Below are 19056 nucleotides of genomic sequence, written 5' to 3'. Positions count from 1 at the left end.
GCGGGGAAACGGATGGAGCCAGGCGAGGACAGAACACCGGCATCCGGCCTTGGCGGGATGCTGGAAGTCCATCGGGCTGAATTGTTGCGCTTCCTGTGTGGCCGCTGCGGTTCGATGGACGAGGCGCAGGACGTCATGCAGGACTTGTGGATCAAGGTCAGCGGCGCATCGACCGGGCCGATCGGCAATCCGCGCGCCTATCTGTTCCGCATGGCCAACAACATCGTGCTCGACCGCCTGCGCGCAAGCCGCCGGGCGATGCGGCGCGAGCGGGTGTGGATCGAGGCGGACGGGGACGGCGTGGCGCTGGCCCCCGAACTGCGGATCGATCCCGCCGAGCCGGCTGACGAGGCGCTGTCGCGTAGGCAGGAAGCGGAAATTCTCCAGCAAGCCATTGCCAGACTGCCGGAAGGCGCCGCGAAGGCCTTGCGGATGTACCGCTTCGAAGGGATGGCGCAGGGCGAGATCGCACAAATCCTGGGCATTTCGCGCAGCGGCGTGGAAAAGCATCTTGCCGTGGCGATGAAGCACTTGCGGGCGGTGCTGGCGAACTGCGGATCATTTGCAGCGGTGCCGTCTCATGACCATGGGGCTGATGGTGGCGCAACGCCGCGAATGGAACAGGGACGATGAACCGCGACAACGAAGCCGAACTGCCCGAAGCGATGCTGGCGGAAGCCGCATCGTGGCATGTCCGCAGCGAAGACGAGCGGCCGGACGCCATGGACTGGGATGCCTTTACGGACTGGCTGGAGGCCGACCCGCGCCACCGTCACGCCTTCGACCAGATGGCGTTGACGGCAGACGCGATCGACCGGCACAAGACCGAGCTTGGTGTCGCTGATGCGGACGAGGACGACGATGTTTCGCCGCAGCGCGGACGGGGTGCCTTGTGGCGCTGGGGCGGTCTGGCGATCGCCGCATCACTGGCCGCGATCGTCGCCGCGCCGCAATTCCTGGTGCCGGCACCTGCCGTCTATGCAACGCAAGCCGGCAGCAGCCGCATCGCCTTGGCTGATGGTTCTTCGGTCCTGCTCGCCCCGCACAGCCGGCTGACGGTGGCCGGGCGTGCGCAGGATCACATGGATATCACCGGCGGGGCGATTTTCGATATACGCCATGATCCCTCGCGCACGCTGACGATTTCGGCCGGCGGCGTCAGCATCAGCGACATCGGCACCCGCTTCGACGTGCAGCAGCAGGATGAAGCCGTGCGCGTCAGCATCGCCGAGGGCCGGGTGCGGGTGAGCGGTCAGGCGCTGGCGCAACCGATCGCGCTGGCGGCCGGAAGCGGGCTGACGTTTGACGCGAACGCCGGCACCGCCATCGTCGCCCCGGTGAAGGCGGCAGATGTCGGCGCGTGGCAGGACGGTCGATTGTCGTATGATAACGCGCCGCTCGCTCTGGTCGCGACCGATTTGCGCCGGTATGCCGGGGTGCGGGTGAATGTGCCGGCCCCCCTGCGGTCGCGGCGGTTTTCGGGAACTTTGATTGTCGACGATGGCGAAAAGGCGTTGCGCGATCTGGTCCAGCTCATGGATCTGCGTCTGGGCGGCCATGCTGGTGCCTGGCGTCTGGAACAGCGCTGAAGCCCGCGAGCCGGATCGAGCCGCCATCGAAGTCGCGGGCGGCGACCTTTCCGACGCCCTGAATGACCTTGCTCGCAAGGTGCGGGTTTCGATCGGCACCGATGGTCCGCTGCCGCATATCCGGGTTGGGCGGGTGCGGGGCGTCATGACGGTCGCCGAGGCGCTGCAGGCGCTGCTGGCAGGCACCGGTTACCGCGCCCGGCTGGTCGGCGGCACGGCGTGGCGGATCGAACGCGCGCCTGCGCCAGCGCCCATCGCGAAGGAGCCCGTCTCACCAGCGCCGCCCGCTCCGCCGCCGCCCACGATCATTCTGGTGACCGCCACCAAGCAGCCGCTCGACTTGCGGTCGCTTCCCGCGTCGGTCTCGCTCGTCGATACCCTGCGCTTGCCGGCCGGGTCGGATGCGCTCGTCAGCACGCCGGAGATCGCCGGCAAAGTGGAAGGGCTCGCGCTCACCGCCTTGGGGCCGGGCCGTAACCGCATGTTCCTGCGCGGCGTTGCCGACAGCGCGTTCGGCGGCGAAAGCCAGTCGACCGTGGCGGTGGTGCTGGACGACGCCCGCCTGACCTATTCCGCCCCGGACCCCGATATCCGCCTCGTCGATATGGACCGGGTGGAAGTGCTGAAGGGCCCGCAGGGTTCGCTTTACGGTACCGGCGCGCTGGGCGGCATCTACCGCATGGTGTCGCGCAAGCCGGACCTCGACGATACCTCGCTGGTGGTGGGTGGCGGCGGCAACCTGAGCGCGCATGGCGGGACCGGGTACTCCGGCTCTGTGGTCGGCAACCTCCCGGTGCTAAGTGATCGCGTGGCCCTGCGCCTGGTCGGCTATAGCGCGCTGGAGCCGGGATGGATCGACAGCGGTACCGGCGCGGCCCGGCGGCGTGACGGCAATGCGACCCGGACAACCGGCGCGCGCCTGCTCCTTGCCGCGGAACTGGCACCCGCCTGGCGGCTCGACATCGCCGGCATGGCGCAGTGGCTGAACTCGCGCGACAGCCGCTACACTTACCGAGCCGGCAGCGTCGATCGGCCGGCCCAACTGGCCGAGCCGCACGACAACGACCTGCTCCACGCGGCGGCCACGCTCCACGGCGAAGCCGCAGGGATCGATGTCACCGCCTCCACCGGCATGACCTGGCACGACGTCGGCGACACTTACGACGCGACTGTGGGGGCAGAAGGGTTCGGCATCGCCGACCCCCGCCTGTTGCAGGACCGGCGACGGTACCGCGTCTGGGATACCGAACTGCGGCTACGGGGGCGGTGGGGGGCGCTGTCCTGGCTGCTCGGCCTGTCGCACCTGGACGCGAACCAGTCGCTCACCATGGCGATCGATGGTGTCAGCGGGCAGGAAACCGAACTGGCGCGCAAGCGCCGCGACAGTCATGATAGCGCCGCCTACTTCGATCTGACTGTGCCGCTATCGAACACCATCGCGGTCGAAGGGGGTGGACGGTTCTACCGCGCATCAATCGCCGATACCGCGACCGCATCGGCCACCACGGTTTCGAGCGAGCGGGACCGGTCCGGGTTCACGCCTTCGCTGGCGCTCACCTGGAAGCCCGATGGTTCCAAGCTGCTTTACCTGCGCTATGGCGCGGCTTTCCGGCAGGGCGCGGCGGGGTCGAGCCGGGCGTCGGCGCTGCACGGGGACGATCTCTCCTCGATCGAGGCGGGCTGGCGGCAGGAGATCGGCGAGGGCGGCAGGATCGAAGGTTCGGCGTGGTACTCGCGCTGGAACCACGTCCAGTCCGATTCCCTGACGCCGCTGGGTCTGATCGAGACGGTGGAAGCGGGGGACGCGCGGATCATCGGTGCCGAGCTTGCGATCACCGCCCCGCTCGGCGCGGCATGGACCGTCGAAGCGGGAGCCAACCTGACCGACGCCCGGCTGAGCCGCAATGCGCTGGGTTTCGAACTGCACGATGCACGGCTTCCGGTGGTCCCGGACTACACCGCGCGCGCCGCGCTTACCCGCACGTTCGCGGTTGGTGGATGGCAGGCCTCCGCGCGCCTGGGCATGCGCTATATCGGCCCCGCCCGCATGAGTTTCGATCCCGATCTGGACCGGCAGATGGGCAGGGTGGTGGAAAGCACCCTGGGCCTGACGCTGTCCGACGATGCCTGGACGGTTGCCCTGAACGGCAGCAATCTGTTGGGCAGGTCAGCCAATGCCTTCGCTTACGGCAACTCGCTGCGCTATCGTTCCATGCGCCAGTACGTCACCCAAAGCCCGCTGTCGGCCAGCCTGACGGCGGCGGTCCGTTTCTAGAGCATCGTTCGTTTACTCAGCACCACAAGTTCCGTTCGTATCGAGCGAAGTCGAGATACGGATAGCACAGCGCCAGCGTGTCTCGACTTCGCTCGACACGAACGGAGAATGATTCAGATTTCGTGCGCTTCGCCTTATGGCGTTTCAAGACGCTGCATCAGGTCGACCAGCATCGGCCGCAGGCGGCGGATTTCCTCGCGGTGGGTGGCGCTCAGGGTTTCCAGAGTGCGGTGCGCTTCGGGCGTCAGGCTCAGCACGGAACGCCGCTTGTCCAGCGTTGAAGGCTGTCGCTGGACAAGCCCCAGTGCTTCCATGCGATCGATCAGGCCCGTGGCGCTGTGCGGCTTCAGAATGAGGCGCTCGGCAACGCGGCCAACGGTAGCGGCTCCCGGCGGGGCAGCGCGGATGACCAGCAGCGCCTGGTGTTGCTGCGGGGTCAGGCCACATGCCGCCGCCTTGCCTTCGCTGAACGCCTGGAACGAGCGCAGCGAAAAGCGGAAGTCCGCGAGGGCGGCGTAATCGGCATCGGTCAGTTCGCTGCGCATCGGTCCAGTCCGGGGTCAGGAGGGATTCTGTCAATCCTTGATTTATATCGTATTACGATAGATATGCGAGCGCAGTCCCCATAGTCGAGCGCACTTCCCATGATCCACTCCGCCGCGACCCACCCCCGCCGTCCCTTGGCCGATCACAGCGCCGACCGCCGCATGCTGCTGCTGGCCGCGGCGGCGCTGGCGGTCGGCAGCGGCGGGGCGGCGGGTGCAGGGGTGCTGCTCAAGGCGATCGCCATTGCCACGAACCTGTTCTGGTTCGGCCGCCTGTCCGCCGCACCGAGTGCAATCGTCGATAACACGCTGGGGTTGTGGCTGGTCGCCGGGCCGGTGATCGGCAGCGTCATCGTCGGCGTCATGGCCCGGTATGGTTCGGACAAGATCCGCGGTCACGGCATTCCCGAGGCGATCGAGGCTATCCTTTACGGCGAGAGCCGGTTGTCCCCACGGGTGGCGCTCCTCAAGCCGCTGTCGTCGGCGATATCGATCGGCAGCGGCGGGCCGTTCGGGGCGGAAGGACCGATCATCATGACTGGCGGCGCAATCGGATCGCTGTTCGCGCAGGCCTTTCACCTCAGCGCCGCGGAGCGCAAGGCGCTGCTGGTAGCAGGTGCCGCCGCCGGCATGACGGCAATCTTCGGGACGCCGATGGCAGCGATCATGCTGGCGATTGAGGTCCTGCTGTTCGAATGGAAACCGCGCAGCTTCGTGCCGCTGGTGATCGCCGTGCTGGCGGCGTGGCTCTGGCGCCCGCTGCTCATAGATCAGGGGCCGCTGTTTCCCGTCCACCATGCCATCGATCTGGGCAGCCCGCATATTGCGTTGGCGCTGGCGGTAGGGGCTCTCGCCGGAGCGCAGGCCTCGCTGCTGTCCACCGTGCTCTATCGCATCGAGGATGCCTTCGCCCGCCTGCCGATCCACTGGATGTGGTGGCCGGCCTTGGGCGGTATCGTCGTAGGGCTGGGCGGGCTGATCGATGCCCATACCCTGGGGGCGGGTTACGCCAGCATTCGCGGCCTGCTGGATGGGTCGCTGGCGATGCAGGTGGTGGTGGCGCTGCTGATCGTGAAGGCGGTGATCTGGCTCGTTGCGCTCGGGTCCGGCACTTCGGGCGGAGTGCTGGCACCGTTGCTGCTGCTGGGCGGGGCGCTCGGTTTCGTGCTGGGACAGTTCCTGCCCGGCGGCGCGGCGCTGTGGGCGCTGGCGGGCATGGCGGGCATCCTCAGCGGTGCGATGCGCGCGCCCCTGATGGGGTCGCTGTTCGCGGTGGAATTGACCGGTGATTTCGCGATGCTGCCGCTGACCCTGGCGGCATCGGCGGGGGCATATGCCGTCAGCGTGCTGGTGATGCGCCGTTCGATCCTCACCGAAAAGATCGCCCGGCGCGGTCGGCATGTCTTGCAGGAATACACCATCGACCCGTTCGATTTCCTCCAGGCCGCCCAGATCATGACCCCGCAGCCGGAGGTTCTGTTCGACACCATGCCGCTGGCCGAGGCGGCCGCCTTCTTCGGGACGGCACGCCACCGCAGCTATCCGGTGACGACGGCCGACGGCACCCTGAAGGGTATCGTCTCGCGCGGCGACGCGCTGCGCTGGCAGGTGGACGGCATTCCGCCGGACACTACCCTGGGCGACACTCTGTCCGATGCCTCGCAACATTGCGGAACGCCTCACGACCCCCTCGGCCGGATTGCCGACCTGATGGTGGAGACCGGCACCGGCCGCATCCCGATCGTCGATCCCGCCACCGGGCGGGTGATCGGCATCCTGACCCGTCATGACCTGCTGAAAGTCCGCCACGTCCACCACGAGGGCGAAACGATGCGGGCGCGGCGGTGAGGGGGGCAGAGGCCCTGTCGAGCGGTCTCGACCGCGTTTACAATGGGGCATCGAAGATATACGTTTCGCACGAGTATATCTTGGGTATCACAAGGATCGATCATGCTGGTAGCAAAATGGGGCAATAGCCTGGCTGTGAGGCTTCCCGCCGCGATCGTCGAGGCTTTGAACTTGCGCGAAGGCGACGATATCGAGCTACACGTGGATAGTGAGCGGAGCATGCAAGTAGTCCGCAAGCCCGATCGCGAGGCCCTTTTGGCCCGCCTTGCGGCGTTCCGAGGCCGGCTTCCCGCGGACTTCAAGTTTGACCGGGATGAGGTCAATGGCCGTTGAATTTTTCGATACCAATGTTCTGCTTTACGTAGTTTCTGCTGATGCGGTCAAAGCTTCGCGCGCAGAAGCGCTGTTGCGTAGCGGCGGCACCATCAGTGTTCAGGTCCTGAACGAACTCGCCAACGTCGCGCGCCGGAAGATGGGGTTCGAATGGCCCGAGGTCCGATCGCTGATCGGGACACTACGGGCACTGCTCGAGGTTACCCCACTGGATGTTGCGACCCATGACTTGGGTTTGCATCTATGTGAGCGTTACCGTTTTTCCATTTACGACGGCATGATCGTCGCGGCGGCGATCGGAGCCGGTTGCAACATTCTCTGGTCGGAAGATATGCAGAACGGCTTGCGGGTTGAAGACCGGCTCACGATCCGAGACCCATTCACGGACTGAGCCTCTGGCCGAAGTTCCAGATGATATGAGGCCGGATAATGGTGGACGCACTAGGGCTCGAACCTAGGACCCGCTGATTAAGAGTCAGCTGCTCTACCAACTGAGCTATGCGTCCCCATGGCTGGAAGGTAGGTGGCCTTCCGGGGCGGCGGTGTGGTGGACGCACTAGGGCTCGAACCTAGGACCCGCTGATTAAGAGTCAGCTGCTCTACCAACTGAGCTATGCGTCCACGCTACCGACCTTCGGATCTTGCGATCCTGCGGCCTTCGATCCGGAGCGTTTGCCCCGTCCCGATTCGGCGGCGGAGCGGCTCCTATACAGAATGCTCCGGGCTTTGGAAGGGCAAATTGAGCCTCTTTTTGCGCGGCAATTTACCGCAGCAGGCGTGACCCCGCGTTCCACCGGTTGATCGCCATCAGCGAGCCCAGGCACAGCATGTTGGTCATCATTGACGTGCCGCCGTGGCTCATGAACGGCAGCGGGATGCCGACGACCGGCGCAAGGCCCATCACCATCATCAGATTGATCGCGACGTAGAAGAAGATCGTTGCCGAGAGGCCGGCACCGAGCAGGCTGGAGAAGCGGTCCGGGCTGCTGCGCGCCACGCGCATGCCCCAGGTCAGCACGACGGCGAACACGCCCAGCACGAACAGGCCGCCGACCATGCCCCATTCCTCGGCCATGGTCGCGAAGACGAAATCGGTGTGCGATTCGGGCAGGTACTGCAGGTGGCTCTGCGAGCCGTTGCCGAAGCCCTTGCCAAAAAAGCCGCCCGATCCGATCGCGATCTTCGACTGGGTGATGTGGTAACCGGTACCCAGCGGGTCCTGTTCGGGGTCGAGAAAGGTGAGAACGCGATTGCGCTGATAGTCATGGAGCAGGGTGAAGAAGGCGATCGGCGCGATCACCGCGCCCGCCGCGCCGGCCCCGACGAACCACCACAGCGGCAGACCGGCCAGAAACATGATCACCACCCCGCCAAAGCAGATGGCGAGCGCGGTTCCCAGATCCGGTTGCAGCATCACCAGCAGCGCAGGGATGCCGATCAGCATCCCCGCAGGAACCAGCCCGCGCCAGCTCGCCGTCATCGACGACGGAAGCGATTCATAGAACCGCGCCAGCACCAGCACGATCGCCGGCTTCATCAGTTCGGATGGCTGAAGGGTCATGAAGCCAAGGTTGAGCCAGCGCTGGCTGCCGCCGCCGACCGCGCCGATCAGTTCGACCAGCACCAGCAGCGCGACCGTTGCAGCATAGGCCGGATAGGCTGCGGCCCGGAATATGCGCTTGGGAATGTGGGATATCAGCACCGCCATGACCAGAAATACGCAAAAGCGCAGGACATGGCTGAGGGCATAGGGCTGAAGGTGCCCGCCGGCGGCGGAATAGAGCACCGCGCCGCCCAGCATCACCAAGGCGAACAGCGGCACCAGCATGCCCCAGGGCTGGCGCGCGATCGGATCGGGGATGATCGCGCGGCTCATCGCGGTGTGGCCGGTGTCAGCGAGGGGGATGCCGACGGGACGGGGCCGGGGGTAGCCGGTGGCGGTGGCGGCGGGCTGACGGTGGGCAGCGGTTCGGGCGCATCGACGTTCTGCACCACCGTCTGCACCGCCTGCGGTTCATCGGCAGGCACATCGGCAGCGACATCGCCGTCCTTGGCCGCGTCCTGCGAGACCTTGGGGGCGCTGACACCATATTGCGACACGAAGGAATTGTAGCGGGCATCCAGGCGCTCCTGCGCCGTGCCGCCCCAGGACTGTTCGAGCTTCAGCAGCGAATCCCAGGCCTTGGCGGGATCGAACAGGAAGGTCATCACATCCTTGGCGATCGGCGCGGCGGCGCGCGCGCCGAAGGTGCCGTGTTCGATGACCACCGCCATGGCATAGCGCGGCCGGTCAGTCGGCGCGTAACAGATGAACAGCGCATGGTCGCGCGTCTTCCACGTGCCGACCGAGCCGCGGCTGACCAGCTTGGCGACTTGCGCGGTGCCGGTCTTGCCGGCCATCTGGATACCGTCAAGATCCAGCCGGCTGCGGCCCGCCGTGCCCGATCCGTTGACCACCCGGAACATCCCTTCGCGCGTCACCGCGAACTGTTCGGGCGTGAGGGGCAGGGCGGGGCCGTCCGGCATCGGCTGGCCGAGCAACAGCGAAGGCATGAGCGGACGGCCCGAGGCGATCCGCGATACCATCACCGCCAGTTGCAGCGGCGATACCGATACGTAGCCCTGGCCGATCGAGGCGTTCAGCGAATCCGCGTCGGTCCACGCCTGGTTGAAGCGCTTCATCTTCCACGCCGCATCGGGGATCGTGCCGTAACGCTGCGAGGTGCCGGGCAGATCGAACTCCTGCCCGAGGCCGAACATCCGCGCGACCGGGGCGAACGCCTCGTAACCGATGCGGTGCGACATGCTCCAGAAATAGGTGTTGCAACTGTGTTCGATGGCGGCGCGCATATCGACCGAGCCGTGCACCGCATCGCAGCGGAAGAAGCGGTTGCCGAGGCGATAGCCGCCGGGGCAACTGACCCGCTCATCGGGCGAGACGCCGTTCAGTTGCAGCGCCAGCGTTCCCATCGGTTTCATCGTCGAGCCCGGCGGATAGAGGCCGCGCACCGCCTTGTTGAGCAGCGGGATGTGATCGTCCTCGTTCAGCATCTTCCATTCGAGCCGGCCGATGCCGTTGACGAAGCTGTTGGGATCGAACGCGGGCATCGAGCACAGCGCCAGAATACCGCCGGTCAGGCAATCCATCACCACCACCGAGCCTGATTCGAGTCCGATGCGGCGCGCGGCAAAATCCTGCAGCGGCCCGTCGATCGTCAGCTTGACCGGACTGCCGGGCACGTCCTCGCGCGTTTCCAGATCGCGCACCACTTTGCCGCCGGCGGTAACTTCGGATCGCCGCGCGCCCGGAACACCGCGCAGTTTCGCTTCGAACGCCTTTTCCAGCCCATCCTTGCCGACCTTGAACCCCGGCGTGATGAGCAGCGGATTGCGATCCTTCTCATAGTCTTCGGCAGACGCCGCGCCGACATAGCCGATGAGGTGCGCGACCGAGGGCCCATTCGGGTAGGATCGCGAATAGCCGTGCTGCGTGACCACGCCGGGAAGCTCGGGCAGGCGGACGCTGACGGCGGCGAACTGTTCCCAAGGGAGGCCCGAGGCGACTTCGACCGGGGTGAACCCGTGCGCACTGTCGATCTTGTCGCGCAGGTCCTGCAGATCCACCGGCGACAGCGACAGCAGTTCGCCCAGTTGGGCGATGGTTTCGTGTGGCGTCGCCATCCGTTCCGGGATCACATCGACGCGAAAATCGGCACGGTTGGATGCCAGCGGCGTGCCATGGCGATCGAGTATCCAGCCGCGGCGCGGCGGGATCAGCGACAGGTTGACCCGGTTGCTTTCGGATTCCAGCTTGTACTTCTCGTTCTGGAGGATCGAGAGGTACCCCAGCCGCGTCGCCAGCAGCACGCCGATCCCGCCCTGGATCGCGCCGACCACCATTGTGCGCCGGTCATAGCTGTTGCGCAGCATGCCTTGCGTGACATGGCGCTGGAAGTTGAAGCGGAACTTCATCGCACGACCATGATCGGGCGCAGCCGGAACCGGTCCGCCGTGCCGACCGCGCGGGCGACGATCGGGTAAGCCAGCGTGGCGATGACGATCTGCGGGGCCAGTACGCTGGCGGTGGCTGCCCCGCCGTCAAGATGGGCGAGCAGCGCGCCGGCCAGCAGATAAGCAGCGATCAGCGCCGTCGCGACCAGCCATTCGGTCAGGAAATTGCGCCAGGGCAGCTTGCGCTCGACATAATCGAGGAGGTTGGAACTGAGCGACCACAGCAGCACCGAACTGCCGAACGGCTGGCCGTTGAACAGATCGTCGAACAGGCCGAGCGGCAGCCCGGCCCAGATCGGCAACAGACCGGGGCGCAACTGCACCCAGGCGACGAAGGCGAGGAACCCGAACGGGGGCAGCACCGGTGCCGACGCGATCAGGAGCCAGCCCGGCACCATCGAGCACAGCATGACCGTGAGCCACGGCACGCCGCGTGCCAGGACGGGGGAGGGGGCCCGGTTGATCCGTGGCTTTTCGCTTTCGCCGCGCGCGAACAGGCCGTCGAACATTATCGCGCTGCGGCTTCGGTCGGCGGCGCGGTGGATGGCGCTGCGGTCGGTGCAGGTGCGACCTGGGCCCAGGCGCGTTCGACCAGCACATAGTCCGCATCGCCGGGATTGCTCAGTACGCGGGCGATCGCGCCATCGCGCAGAACCCTGTCGACCATCGCGATCGGGGTGTCGGGGCGATACAGTCCGCCGGAGCCTGACGTGACCAGCATGTCGCCCTTTTTCAGCGGGTTGATGCCCAGGTTGATAAGGCGGATGCGCAAGGTGCCATCGCCGTTGCCCTGCGCGAACGCCGGCACGCCATCGCGCGCGCGCCGCACCGGGACCAGGCTTTCGCCATCGGTGATGAGCAGCACGTGCGCGCTGGTGGCACCGACATCGAGGATGCGGCCGACGAGGCCGAGCGGCGCGCGCACCGGCATGCCGGGGGCGATGCCTTTGTCACGTCCGCTGTCCAGCGTCGCGATGCGGCGGGTGCCGGCGCTCGTCGATCCGGTCATCCGGGCAGCGGTCACCGTCCCGGCGTTTTCTTCCGACAGGCCGAGCAGGCGCTTGAGCCGGCGGTTCTCTTCGCGAACCGCGTCCGCTTCGACCAGCCGCACTTTTGCTTCGGCCAGTTCGCGTTGCATCTTTGCGTTGCGGCTGCCGGTTTGCAGGAAGCCGCTGACGATCGACACGGCATTGCCGCCGGCGCTGCGGGCTTCAGCGGTCACCCCGGCAGCGGGACTGGCGGCGTCAGCCGCCCACGACCGCAGGCCCGAGAACGCATCCGGGTTGACCAGCGAGACGATCACCAGCACCGCGCCCAGGATCGCCCCGAGCACGCCAGCGGCATAGCCGAAAAACGTCGAATACTGCGCCTTTCGGGAAGACCCGAAGCGCCGGTTCACAGGCGCGGCCATGCGCTGTGCCCTCTCTTGGTCATGCGGCCACGGCACCCCTGCGCATGGCCGGGATTGCGAATCCTCAGGCCGACATCAGGACGCCGCGATAGATCGGATCCTCCATCGCGCGGCCGGTGCCGAGCGCGACGCAGGACAGCGGATCTTCCGCGACGCTGACAGGCAGGCCGGTTTCCTCGCGCAGGAGTTCGTCCAGGCCCTGGATCAGCGCACCGCCGCCGGTCAGGACGATGCCCTGATCGACGATATCGGCCGCCAGTTCGGGCGCGGTGTTCTCCAGCGCGATGCGCACGCCTTCGATGATCGCGCCGATCGGCTCGGACAGCGCTTCGGCGATGTTCGCCTGGCTGATGGTGATTTCCTTGGGCACCCCGTTGACGAGATCGCGGCCCTTGATGTGGATCGTCTCGCCCACGCCGTCGGCCGGCATGACGGCGATGCCGTAATCCTTCTTGATCCGTTCCGCCGTGGCATCGCCGATCAGCATGTTGTGGTGGCGGCGTACATACGAGACGATGGCTTCGTCCATCTTGTCCCCGCCGACGCGCACCGAGGTGGTGTAGGCAAGCCCGCGCAGCGACAGCACGGCAACTTCGGTGGTGCCGCCGCCGATATCGACCACCATCGAGCCGACCGGTTCGGTAACGGGCATATCCGCGCCGATCGCCGCCGCCATCGGTTCAAGGATCAGGTAGACCTGGCTGGCACCGGCATTGCTGGCAGCATCGCGGATGGCGCGGCGTTCGACCGAGGTGGAGCCCGAAGGCACGCAGATGACGATTTCGGGATAGCGGAAGAGGTTCTTCTTGCCGTGCACCTTGCGGATGAAATGCTTGATCATTTCCTCGGCGATTTCGATGTCGGCGATCACGCCGTCGCGCAGCGGACGGATCGCCTCGATGTTATCGGGCGTCTTGCCCATCATCATCTTCGCGTCGTCGCCGACGGCCTTGACCTTCTTCACGCCGTTCAGCGTCTCGATCGCCACGACCGACGGTTCGTTGAGGACGATGCCCCGATCCTGCACGTAGACGAGCGTGTTGGCGGTTCCCAGGTCAATCGCCATGTTCTGGGAGCCGAGTTTGAAGAATCGCGACATCAGCGAGGGCATCAAGTTTTCCGTTTGCTTGCCAGCGGTTGGGGCCGGGGGTGCGGCCATGGCTGCGGGCGGTGGGCGTCAGATCGGACCCCTTAACGCAAGGGATCGTCAAACGCCAAAATTTTGTGACGATTGCAGGGGGGATTTCTCCGGGCCCCGTCTCGAAAAGCGGGCGTTTGATCGTTATAGGCCGGTGCCGGAGTTCAAAACCCCAATGCCCACGATCCGTCGCCTGCCCGAACACCTCGTCAACCGCATCGCCGCCGGCGAAGTCGTCGAACGCCCGGCGTCCGCGCTCAAGGAACTGGTGGAGAACGCGATCGATGCCGGGGCGCGGCAGATCACCGTTCGCCTGTCCAACGGCGGGCTCGACATGATCGAGGTGACCGACGACGGCTGCGGCATGCGCCCTGACGAGATCGCGCTGGCACTGGAACGCCACGCCACCTCGAAGCTGCCCGACGAGCATATCGAGCGGGTTACCACGATGGGATTTCGCGGGGAAGCGCTGCCGTCGATCGCCTCGGTGGCCCGGCTGACCGTGGAAAGCCGCCCGCGCGAAAGCGCCGAAGGGTGGAAGCGGGTCGTCGATCACGGGCAGGTCACCGCCGATGAACCCGCCGCGCTGCCGCCCGGTACTCGCATCCGCTGCGAGGCGCTGTTCGCCAAAGTGCCTGCCAGGCGCAAGTTCCTGCGCAGCGCGCGCTCCGAATATGCCGCCTGCCAGGACGTGGTGCGCCGGCTGGCGATGGCCCGGCCGGACATCGGCTTTGTCCTGGAACATGATGGCCGCCGCGCGCTGGCGGTGCAGCCTGACGAGGCGCTGGCATCGCGGGTGGCCCGGCTGATCGCCCGCGAACTGGCCGAGGACGGCGTGCTGATCGAGGCCGAACGCGGGACTTCGCGACTGACCGGGGTGGCGGGCCTGCCGACCTACAACCGGGGCGTTGCCGATCACCAGTACCTGTTCGTCAACGGCCGGCCGGTGAAGGACCGGCTGCTGGTGGGGGCGGTGCGCGGGGCCTATTCCGACATGCTGGCGCGCGATCGCCATGCGGTGTTGGCGCTGTTCCTCGACATTCCGCCCGACGAGGTGGACGTCAACGTGCACCCAGCCAAGACCGAGGTGCGCTTTCGCGATCCCGCCTTCGTGCGCGGATTCCTCGTCGGCGCGCTGCGCCATGCGCTCGAAGGAGCGGGGCAGAAGAGCGCGCAGGCCCCCAGCCAGGAGGCCATGGGGCGCTGGCAGGCAGAGCCGCTCGCTTCGCCGACGCCGCCCCCCGCGCCCGCGCTGTCCTCGCTGTTCGCCCGCGAATACGCGCCCGCGCCATCACGGCTGAGCGAAGCGGGAAGCACCTGGCGGGGATACGACGCCGGGGTGATGGCCGAACCGGCCGCGCGGGCCGAGCCTGTCGCCGAAGCGGATGAGCCGGCGCTCTCTTATCCGCTGGGCGTCGCGCGCGGGCAAGTGGCGGGCACCTATATCGTGGCGGAGGCTCAGGACGGTCTGGTGTTGGTCGATCAGCACGCCGCGCACGAAAGGCTGGTCCTGGAACGGCTGAAGGCTGCCGGTGCGCAGGATGCCATGGTGCGCAGCCAGGCCCTGCTGCTGCCCGAAGTGGTCGAACTGGAAGAAGCCGCCTGCGACGCGCTGGAGGACAAGGCCGGCGCGCTGGCGGAATTCGGCTTGGTGCTGGAACGGTTCGGCCCCGCCGCCGTGCTGGTTCGCGCCGTGCCTTCGGTACTGGGCAAGAGCGATGCGGCCGCGCTGGTGCGCGATGTGGCCGACGATCTGGCGAAGAACGGCGACGCGCTGCTGCTGGGCGAGCGTCTGGAACTGGTGCTGGCGACAATGGCCTGCCACGGCTCCGTGCGCGCCGGGCGGGTGCTGTCGGTCGCCGAAATGAACGCCCTCTTGCGCGAGATGGAGCGCACGCCGCGTTCGGGGCAGTGCAACCATGGCCGACCCACCTGGGTGAAGCTGGCCCACGGCGATATCGAGAAGCTGTTCGGGCGGAAATAGTCTGTGACAATTCTGTAACGAGTTGACACAGGAGCAAATGCCGTCACCCTCGATATGTGAAATTGGGTGTGGGGGCAGTGATGAAGAGCATGCGTTTTCTTGCGGTACTCTTGGCGATGACCGCGCTCACCCCGGCAAACGCAGCGGCACCGCAAGGCCAATTGCCGCCGCAAATGGTGGCAGCAGTCAAGTCACTTCATCCGCAACAGGGTCGGATCGCGATCGACCAGGCATCGGCCACGCTCGATCTCGGCACCGCATACGATTTCTACGGCAGGGACGATGCCCGCAAGATCCTCGTCGATATCTGGGGCAATCCGCCGGAAGCGGCCACGAATGTTCTGGGCATCGTGATGCCGGCCAGCGCTTCGCCGATATCGGATGGCTGGGGGGCGGTTGTCACTTACGAAGACAGCGGGTTCGTGTCCGATGATGACGCCGCCGATGTCGACTACAACGAACTGCTCGGCCAGATGCGCGAGGGTGAGGCGGATCGTAATGCCGAACGGAAAAGACAGGGCTATACGGGCATCCATCTGGCCGGTTGGGCAGAACAGCCCAAATATGACCCGGCCACGCACTCGGTCATCTGGGCACAGGACCTGACCTTCGATGATACGCAGGCACACACCCTCAACTACGATGTGCGCACGCTGGGCCGCAAAGGCGTGCTGAGCATCAACTTTGTCTCGTCGATGGCGCAGTTGCCCTCGATCCGCCAGGCGGCGCATGCTTTCACCGCCCATGCCGCGTTCGATCCGGGCGCGCGCTATGCCGATTACGATGCCTCGACCGACAAGAAGGCTGATTACGGGGTCGCCGGCCTGATCGCCGCCGGAGTCGGCGTTGCCGCCGCCAAGAAGCTTGGCTTTCTGGCGATCCTGCTCAAGTTCCTCAAGCCGATCCTGCTCGCCGTTGTCGCCGGTTTCGCATTCTTGCGCAAGCGGGTCATGGCGCTGTTCGGCCGCAAGGAATCCGAACCTGCGGAGTGGGAACACAGCGTTCCGGTGGAGCCGGAAGGCGTCGGGGAGCGCGGCAACCTGAGGGGCGAGCCGGATTGAGACTTGCCACGGGTCACGCGGCGCGCCCGCGCTCCCGGATAATCCTTAGACGTTGAACTTGAAATGCATCACATCGCCGTCGTGGACGAGGTATTCCTTGCCCTCCTGGCGCAGCTTGCCGGCGTCCTTGCAGGCGGTTTCGCCGCCTAGCGCGGTGTAATCGTCAAAGGCGATGGTTTCGGCGCGGATGAAGCCGCGTTGCATGTCAGAGTGGATTTCGCCCGCGGCCTCGGGAGCCTTGGCACCCTTGTGAACCGTCCAGGCGCGCGCTTCCTTGGGGCCGACGGTGAAGAACGTCAGCAGGCCGAGCAGCTCGTAGCCGGCGCGGATGATGCGGGCGAGGCCGGTTTCGTGCAGGCCCATCTCCTCCAGAAACACCATGCGTTCGTCCGGCTCCATCCCAACCAGTTCGGCCTCGATCGCGGCGGAGACGATCACCGCAGTGGCGTTTTCCGCCGCTGCCTTTTCGAACACGCGGGCGGAAAAGGCATTGCCTTCGGCCGCCGCCTCTTCCTCGACATTGCAGACGTAAAGCACCGGCTTGGCGGTCAGCAATTGCGCCTGCTGAAACACGCGGGCCTCTTCTTCGTCCCTGGGGACGGTGAGCCGGGCGGGCTTGCCTTCGCGCAGGAGTTCCAGCGCCTGGCCCAGCACGCTGGCGGTCAGCTTGGCTTCCTTGTCGCCGCCGGTGGCCTTCTTCTGGGCCGCGGGCACGCGCTTTTCGAGGCTTTCGAGGTCGGCGAGCAGCAGTTCCGTTTCCACCGTCTCGGCATCGGCGATGGGATCGACCCGGTTCTCGACGTGCTGGATGTCATCGTTCTCGAAGCAGCGCAGGACATGAACGATCGCGTCCACCTCGCGGATGTTACCGAGGAACTGGTTGCCGAGCCCTTCGCCCTTCGATGCGCCGCGCACGAGGCCGGCGATATCGACGAACGATAGCTGGGTGGGGATGATCTTGGCCGATCCGGCGATGGCCGCCAGCTTGTCCAGCCGGGGATCGGGCACGCCGACCTGGCCGACGTTGGGCTCGATCGTGCAGAACGGATAGTTCGCCGCCTGCGCCGCCTGGGTTTCGGTCAGGGCATTGAACAAGGTCGACTTGCCGACATTGGGCAGGCCCACGATTCCGCAACGGAAACCCATCATGCACTCCGGTACTGGTGATTGGTATATTGGTAACGAGGCGCGCCCATAGCCGCCTTGGCGCGGCTTGACCAGTTCGCGCGAAAATTGCCGGCGGTTGACGGAAACTTCACGCAAGCGGCGGTAGATTCGCGGCGCATGCGTATTCCTTTCCCATTCATCCCCCCGTTACTGGCGCTCTGCGCGCTGAGCGGCTGCGGCGACAGCCCGGAGACGCTGTTCGCCAAGGCGCAGGAGGATTTCAGCGCCGAAGATTACAAGGCGGCGCGCTCGCAGCTTATCGCCGCGCTCGACGAGCAACCGGGCAACCACCGGATGCTGATCCTGCTGGCGCGGACCCAGCTTCAGCTCGGCGACCCGGACGGGGCCGAAAACGTGCTAGGCCGGCTGGACCGGGCCGGTGCCAAGGGCCCTGAGGTGCAGCGCATCCGGGCGCGGGTGGCGCTGATGCGCAAGGCACCGGACAAGGCGCTGGCCCTGATGGGCAACGACGATACGCTGGAAGCGCTGCGCATCCGCGCCGATGCCTATCTGGCGCTGGGCGACGACGGCAAGGCCAAGGCCGCGTTCGAGCGCGGGATGGCCAAGGGGGATGATCCCGATCTGGCCGGTGCCTACGCTCGCTTTGCCTTGGCGCAGAACGATCTGGTTCTCGCCGATCGCATCCGCCAGCGCTTGCAGCGGATGGCCCCCAACTCGTTCGAAACGCAGGTCCTTGCCGGCGATATCGCTGCGGCGCGCGGGCAGGTGGACAAGGCTATCGCAGCCTACCGCGCGGTAGTGGCGGCGTTCCCGGATCGGGTGGAGCCGCTGCTCGCGCTGGCCAACCAGCTCGATGCCAAAGGGCAGGTCGATGAAGCGGCGAAGCAGGTCGATGCGGCGGCCAAACTCGATCCCGACAATGCCGAGGCGGAAGACCTGAAGTACCAGCTCCTCGCCGAAAAGGGGGAATGGGAAAAGATCAGGGTGGGCTTGCAGGGGCGCGAGGCCGACCTTGACCCATCGTCAGGCCTTGGCATGCGCTATGGCGAGGCGCTTTTGCGGCTGGGCTTTTCGGAGCAGGCCCGGATGCTGTTCAAGCGGGCGACGCTGCTGCTGCCAGGCAATCCCTATTCGCGCATGATGCTGGGCGAGGCGCAACTGGCCTGCGGCGATCCCGACGATGCCTGGGCCACGCTGCGTCCGCTGGCGATGAGCCCGCTGGCCCGGCCAGAAATGCTGGTCGCCGCCGAGAAGGCCGCCCGCGCTTCAGGCGCGCCGGAAGCCGATGGGCTGCGCGAGCGGCTCGACCCGGCACGGCTCAAGGCGCTCGGCGCACTGCTGGCGCGGGGCGATACTGCGGTGATGCGGCAGGACTGGGCGGCGGTGCTCGATGTCTATGGCCGGATGCTGGGCGATGGCAGCGACCCCGAAGTGCTCAAGCGCATGGCGCTGGGATCGAGCGGGCTGGGGCGCACCGCGCAGGCAATCGGTTATGCCGATCGGGCGCTGGCACTGGCCCCTGACAGCCCGGACTTCCAGTTCCTCGCCGGCCATGTGCGGTTGCAAGGCGGGCAGGACCTCGCCACCGCGCGCAGGCTGCTGGAAAGCGCGGCGGCGGGCGATCCAGGCAATCCGGTGATCGCCAGCGATCTCAGAAAGGCAAAGGCCGCCACCGGCTGAACCGGTAGCGGCCGTTATCGCCGGAGGACGCTGCACCCGTCAATTTCGGGAGC

Annotated in this window: 16 protein-coding genes and 2 tRNA genes; 9 read left to right on the top strand and 9 right to left on the bottom strand. The window is 66.4% G+C overall.

Annotated elements, in window-relative coordinates:
• Positions 1-12: 12 nt before the first annotated feature.
• From IE122_RS05650 to IE122_RS05640, 3 genes are read left to right on the top strand one after another with little or no spacing between them, the layout of a single operon-like run.
• Positions 13-633, top strand: coding sequence for an RNA polymerase sigma factor (locus IE122_RS05650; RefSeq protein WP_229813791.1), 621 nt, complete (start codon positions 13-15; stop codon positions 631-633).
• Positions 630-1589 (top strand): FecR family protein, encoded by a 960-nt coding sequence (locus tag IE122_RS05645; protein WP_189620114.1) that lies wholly within the window; start codon positions 630-632, stop codon positions 1587-1589. Before IE122_RS05650 ends, IE122_RS05645 begins: the two co-directional genes overlap by 4 nt.
• The gene (locus IE122_RS05640) at positions 1558-3864 is read left to right on the top strand and encodes a TonB-dependent receptor (protein WP_229813789.1); all 2307 of its coding nucleotides are present in this window, start codon (positions 1558-1560) and stop codon (positions 3862-3864) included. The genes IE122_RS05645 and IE122_RS05640 overlap by 32 nt, the downstream gene beginning before the upstream one ends.
• A gap of 134 nt (positions 3865-3998) precedes the next feature.
• Here the strand turns inward: IE122_RS05640 and IE122_RS05635 are convergent, their stop codons facing one another.
• Positions 3999-4409 (bottom strand): MarR family winged helix-turn-helix transcriptional regulator, encoded by a 411-nt coding sequence (locus IE122_RS05635; RefSeq protein WP_189620112.1) that lies wholly within the window; start codon positions 4407-4409, stop codon positions 3999-4001.
• Positions 4410-4508: 99 nt separating this feature from the next.
• Here IE122_RS05635 and IE122_RS05630 point away from each other — a divergent pair, with 99 nt between their 5' ends.
• The 3 genes from IE122_RS05630 to IE122_RS05620 all read left to right on the top strand — a co-directional run bounded on the left by IE122_RS05630 (position 4509) and on the right by IE122_RS05620 (position 6981).
• Positions 4509-6257, top strand: coding sequence for a chloride channel protein (locus IE122_RS05630; protein ID WP_229813787.1), 1749 nt, complete (start codon positions 4509-4511; stop codon positions 6255-6257).
• Positions 6258-6359: 102 nt separating this feature from the next.
• Positions 6360-6590, top strand: a complete 231-nt coding sequence (locus tag IE122_RS05625; RefSeq protein ID WP_189620111.1) for an AbrB/MazE/SpoVT family DNA-binding domain-containing protein — start codon at positions 6360-6362, stop codon at positions 6588-6590.
• Positions 6580-6981 (top strand): PIN domain-containing protein, encoded by a 402-nt coding sequence (locus IE122_RS05620; protein ID WP_189620110.1) that lies wholly within the window; start codon positions 6580-6582, stop codon positions 6979-6981. The genes IE122_RS05625 and IE122_RS05620 overlap by 11 nt, the downstream gene beginning before the upstream one ends.
• Positions 6982-7020: 39 nt before the next feature.
• Here IE122_RS05620 and IE122_RS05615 read toward each other — a convergent pair.
• From IE122_RS05615 to IE122_RS05585, 7 genes are all read right to left on the bottom strand, one after another.
• Positions 7021-7096: transfer RNA gene (locus IE122_RS05615), tRNA-Lys, on the bottom strand.
• A 39-nt stretch (positions 7097-7135) separates the two neighbouring features.
• Positions 7136-7211, bottom strand: a tRNA-Lys gene (locus IE122_RS05610).
• Between the two features lie 142 nt (positions 7212-7353).
• Positions 7354-8466: a rod shape-determining protein RodA gene (gene rodA, locus IE122_RS05605; protein WP_189620109.1), complete on the bottom strand. Its 1113-nt coding sequence runs from the start codon at positions 8464-8466 to the stop codon at positions 7354-7356.
• Positions 8463-10562 (bottom strand): penicillin-binding protein 2, encoded by a 2100-nt coding sequence (gene mrdA / locus IE122_RS05600; RefSeq protein ID WP_189620108.1) that lies wholly within the window; start codon positions 10560-10562, stop codon positions 8463-8465. Before mrdA ends, rodA begins: the two co-directional genes overlap by 4 nt.
• On the bottom strand, positions 10559-11110 hold the full coding sequence (locus IE122_RS05595; RefSeq protein ID WP_189620107.1) for a rod shape-determining protein MreD: 552 nt from the start codon (positions 11108-11110) through the stop codon (positions 10559-10561). The genes mrdA and IE122_RS05595 overlap by 4 nt, the downstream gene beginning before the upstream one ends.
• Complete coding sequence (locus tag IE122_RS05590) at positions 11110-12012, bottom strand: rod shape-determining protein MreC (protein WP_189620106.1); 903 nt, start codon at positions 12010-12012, stop codon at positions 11110-11112. The genes IE122_RS05595 and IE122_RS05590 overlap by 1 nt, the downstream gene beginning before the upstream one ends.
• Before the next feature lie 64 nt (positions 12013-12076).
• On the bottom strand, positions 12077-13123 hold the full coding sequence (locus IE122_RS05585) for a rod shape-determining protein (RefSeq protein ID WP_308430408.1): 1047 nt from the start codon (positions 13121-13123) through the stop codon (positions 12077-12079).
• 202 nt (positions 13124-13325) lie between these two features.
• Here IE122_RS05585 and mutL point away from each other — a divergent pair, with 202 nt between their 5' ends.
• Positions 13326-15134, top strand: coding sequence for a DNA mismatch repair endonuclease MutL (gene mutL, locus IE122_RS05580; protein ID WP_189620105.1), 1809 nt, complete (start codon positions 13326-13328; stop codon positions 15132-15134).
• A 116-nt stretch (positions 15135-15250) separates the two neighbouring features.
• On the top strand, positions 15251-16195 hold the full coding sequence (locus IE122_RS05575; protein WP_189620104.1) for a DUF2167 domain-containing protein: 945 nt from the start codon (positions 15251-15253) through the stop codon (positions 16193-16195).
• Between the two features lie 45 nt (positions 16196-16240).
• Here IE122_RS05575 and ychF read toward each other — a convergent pair whose 3' ends face one another.
• Positions 16241-17341 (bottom strand): redox-regulated ATPase YchF, encoded by a 1101-nt coding sequence (ychF, locus tag IE122_RS05570; protein WP_189620247.1) that lies wholly within the window; start codon positions 17339-17341, stop codon positions 16241-16243.
• Positions 17342-17479: 138 nt separating this feature from the next.
• Here ychF and IE122_RS05565 point away from each other — a divergent pair, with 138 nt between their 5' ends.
• Positions 17480-19003, top strand: a complete 1524-nt coding sequence (locus IE122_RS05565; protein ID WP_189620103.1) for a tetratricopeptide repeat protein — start codon at positions 17480-17482, stop codon at positions 19001-19003.
• The last annotated feature ends 53 nt before the right edge of the window (positions 19004-19056 follow it).

This window comes from Novosphingobium colocasiae (genome assembly GCF_014652555.1).
Taxonomy (GTDB): Bacteria; Pseudomonadota; Alphaproteobacteria; order Sphingomonadales; family Sphingomonadaceae; genus Novosphingobium; species Novosphingobium colocasiae.
The sequence above is the reverse complement of the archived record's forward strand: the minus strand, read 5'-3'. Positions and strand labels throughout refer to the sequence as shown.